The sequence below is a fragment of the Thermodesulfobacteriota bacterium genome, assembly GCA_036482575.1.
Lineage (GTDB): Bacteria > Desulfobacterota > GWC2-55-46 > GWC2-55-46 > JAUVFY01 > JAZGJJ01.
Genome location: JAZGJJ010000181.1, coordinates 1 through 3,594, shown reverse-complemented (window position 1 = coordinate 3,594; position 3,594 = coordinate 1). Strand labels below are relative to the sequence as shown.

Below are 3,594 nucleotides of genomic sequence, written 5' to 3'. Positions count from 1 at the left end.
CCCCGCGCGTCCCAATATAGCGGAAGACCCAGTCGACAGCTATGGCGAATACGACGAAAAACCCCAGGGAGGCGAGGTAGAGCCTGTGTTCGAAGATTACGTCGACAATGGGTATGAAGCTCGATGTGGGCGAGAGGATGATAAAGAACCAGAATATAAAGAAAGAGACCACTGCCGCCTGGGCAGCAGGGAGGCCGGCCGTGGGGCCGGCCCCCCTGCGCGAGCGTACGAAAAGGTATACGGCCGCGCCTATAATGGCCAGAAGCAGCACGAGCGAGACCACCGGCGGGAGGAGCGGTATGTTCAAGACCGTCCCCTCGTTCACCTGCGGGACCTCGAAGAGCCCCCTTGAGACGGGGAAGTCGTAGTCCAGGTTCTGGTTTACGGGCACCAGGAGCAGGCAGATATAGTACACGAGCACGTTCATCTGGGTCATGAGGTACTCCGCCGGGCTTATGCCGCTTACGGCGAAGCCGGCGCTCGGCGCCACCCCCCCCGGACCCGTCTGCCCTGCGGCTCCAGCGGCGGCCGCAGCGGCGGCTACCATGCCGGACGATTCCTCGCTCACGTCCCCGAACCCGCCGAGCGGGACGACGGTGCTTACGGCGAAGTACCCCAGAAGCACCAGGAGCACCGCGTAAAGGGGCCACCTCGCCGCCACCGTCTTGACCTCGCGGTCGCTCAGGAAGTAAAAGTCGTAGAGGAGCAGAATGGCCGGCAGCGTTATGGCTATCTCCTTCGAGTTAAAGCCCACTATATAGACCAGCACCACGCACGAGTAGAGTACGACCCTCTTAACGGTGGTGGACGCCTCCGCCGCCTTTATGAAGACCAGGAGGGCGGCGAGATAGAAGAGACTCGCCAGGCTCTCCATCCTCTGCACTATGTAGGTCACGGCCTGGGTCTGTACGGGATGGACCGCGAAAAGGAGCGCCGAATAGGCCGCGATCTTCTTCGACCACAGCTCGTCCTCGCTGACCCTCCGGAGCGTCCAGAAGAGCAGGAAGTAGGCCATTACGCCGTTTATTATGTGTATGGAGATGTTTACGGCGTGATAGCCCGCCACGTCCAGGTCGCCGAACGCGTAGTTAAGCGCGAAGGTCAGCATGGTAACGCCGCGCTGTCCCCTGAGGATCTCCATGGCGTTGCCCATGTCCCGGATGGTGTAGTTATCCCTTATATGGGGGCCGTCGTCGAAGTGGAAGCTCGCGTTAAAGGTGTTCGAGTAGACCGCGAGCACCGCCAGGGCCAGGGTGGAGACCAGGGCCAGATGGAACCACCTGCTTTGAAAGACTCTTTCCATAATCACACTCCCGTCACGGCCAGGGTGGAGACCAAGGCCAGGTGGAACCACCTGCTTTGAAAGGCTTTTTCCATGCTCACACTCCCGTAAAGACCCTATCCGTTTGCCGCGCCGTCTCCCGGTCCGTCGCCGCCGGCAGCCACCCCCGCCTCCTTAAGAAGGGACTTAAGGAGCGCTATCTCCTGGGCGAGGACCTTGTGCCTTTCGTGCATAATCGATATGACGACCGAGAAGTGGAGGAGTATCAACAGCACGAAGATAAAAGCGACAAGGAATAGAAGCGAGGGCGGGTAGGCGACCCCCAGTATCTCGGCCGTCCGGTCGAGGAGCCCCTTCCAGAGAGAAAGGACCACTACCACCCCTACCAGGCCGAGCCACAGTACCGCATACTTCTCCTTCAGAAGGCCCCGCCTTATGAAGTCAACGACCAGCCCGAAGAACGTCAGGGCGATCAGTATGTAGAGTATCTGCACCGCTTGCATAAGGGCCTCCCGCCCGACCCGGAACGACGCCCAAGAGTCCGGACCCGACCGTTACTTCTTCAAAAGATCGACGAATATCGCCAGGAGTACCTTCACCATATAGTAAGCCGACTTGGCCGGGGTAATGGAGGACTTGCCGCCGGCCCTCTTTTCCATGCTAACGGGGACTTCGGTTATAACAAGCCCTCTCTTGTGGAGCAGTACCAGGGCCTCCACCTCGGGGTAGTCGTCCGGGTAGCTCTGGCTGAAGAACCCTATGGTCCTTTTACCGACCGCCCTGAAGCCGGAGGTGGTATCCGTGACCTTTTCCCCTATTATGGCCGAAACGACGCGCGAGAAGACGACCATCCCGGCCCCCCTCGCCACAGACGGCCTGTAGTCCCCCTGGCCGAGGAACCTGGAGCCCACGACACAGTCGGCCTCCCCCTTCACCACCGGGGCGACCAGCTCGTTTATCTGGTCAGCCGGGTGCTGCCCGTCGGCGTCGACCTGCACGGCCACGTCGTAGCCCTTGAGCTTCGCGTACCTGTAGCCGGTCTGCATAGTCGCCCCGATACCCATGTTAAAGGGGTGGCTGAGCACCGGGACCCCCTTATCCCCGGCAATACGGGCCGTCCCGTCGCCGGAGCCGTCGTTTACGACTATTATGTCCGCCCCGGAGGCGGCCTCCCTCACCGCATCTATCACCCCGGCGATACACGCCTCTTCGTTATAGGCCGGGATTATGACCAGTATGGTTGGCGACTTTTCCCTTTTTCCCACTAAGCCTTCCGGCACTCTTTTTTGGTGCCGAAGGGGGGATTCGAACCCCCATGGACTTGCATCCACTAGATCCTGAATCTAGCGCGTCTACCAGTTCCGCCACTTCGGCATCTCTCCAAGGAAAAACTTGCAATGCGGATAATTTCGGGCTATATTAGATACCCTTACGGTATCGCAAATTGTTGCATATGGAAATCCGCAAGTCAAGATTTTAGTTTTAAAACCGAGGGGTTAAAAAGGAGCGACACGCCATGAAGTTCTTTATCGATACCGCCAATGTGGAGGATATAAAAAAGGCCAACGAATACGGACTGGTCGACGGGGTCACCACCAACCCAAGCCTCGTATCGAGGGAAAAACGCGGCTTCAAAGAGCTCGTAAAGGAGATATGCTCCATAGTGGACGGCCCGGTGAGCGCCGAGGCTGTAAGCGACGACTCGGACGGGCTCATAAAGGAGGCCCGCGAGCTATCGAAGATAGCTAAGAACATAGTGGTGAAGATACCCATGACCATGGAGGGGCTTAAGGCGGTAAAGACGCTCTCGGCCGAGGGGATAAAGACGAACGTAACGCTTGTGTTCTCTCCCGTGCAGGGGCTCCTGGCGGCAAAGGCCGGCGCCACTTACGTGAGCCCGTTCATAGGCAGGCTCGACGACATATCGCTGACGGGCATGGACCTCGTCCACCAGATAATGGAGATATACGAAAACTACGACCTCCCGACCGAGGTAATCGTGGCAAGCATAAGGAACCCGGTCCACGTCCTCGACGCCGCGCTTACCGGCGCGCATATCGCCACCATACCGTTCAAGGTGATGGAGCAGCTCTCCAGGCACCCGCTTACCGACGCAGGTATAGAGAAGTTCCTGAAGGACTGGGAGAAGGTGCCCAAATAGGGCCGGGCAGCACCCTACCGGCATTTATCGACACCGCCGAGGCGGGTTTTTACCCTTTAGCGATAATGTCCTCCGTATCCGAGAAAGATCCCGTAAACCCAAAGAGCATCCCCGGAGCGTTCTTTGACGCCGAGAGCGCCAATAGATCTGC

Annotated in this window: 4 protein-coding genes and 1 tRNA gene; 1 reads left to right on the top strand and 4 read right to left on the bottom strand. The window is 58.7% G+C overall.

What is annotated here, in order from left to right; translation table 11 throughout:
- The 4 genes from V3W31_07890 to V3W31_07875 form a co-directional block, all read right to left on the bottom strand.
- Positions 1–1,303, bottom strand: a 1,303-nt coding sequence (locus V3W31_07890) for a hypothetical protein (protein ID MEE9614849.1), incomplete at its 3' end; no start/stop codon positions are given.
- Positions 1,304–1,398: 95 nt separating this feature from the next.
- On the bottom strand, positions 1,399–1,785 hold the full coding sequence (locus V3W31_07885; GenBank protein MEE9614848.1) for a DUF2304 domain-containing protein: 387 nt from the start codon (positions 1,783–1,785) through the stop codon (positions 1,399–1,401).
- A 51-nt stretch (positions 1,786–1,836) separates the two neighbouring features.
- On the bottom strand, positions 1,837–2,547 hold the full coding sequence (locus V3W31_07880) for a glycosyltransferase family 2 protein (GenBank protein MEE9614847.1): 711 nt from the start codon (positions 2,545–2,547) through the stop codon (positions 1,837–1,839).
- Positions 2,548–2,569: 22 nt separating this feature from the next.
- A tRNA-Leu gene (locus V3W31_07875) sits at positions 2,570–2,656 on the bottom strand.
- A gap of 142 nt (positions 2,657–2,798) precedes the next feature.
- Between V3W31_07875 and fsa the strand changes: the two genes are divergently transcribed.
- Entirely contained in the window at positions 2,799–3,443 is a 645-nt protein-coding gene (fsa, locus tag V3W31_07870; GenBank protein MEE9614846.1) for a fructose-6-phosphate aldolase, read from the top strand.
- Positions 3,444–3,594 lie beyond the last annotated feature (151 nt).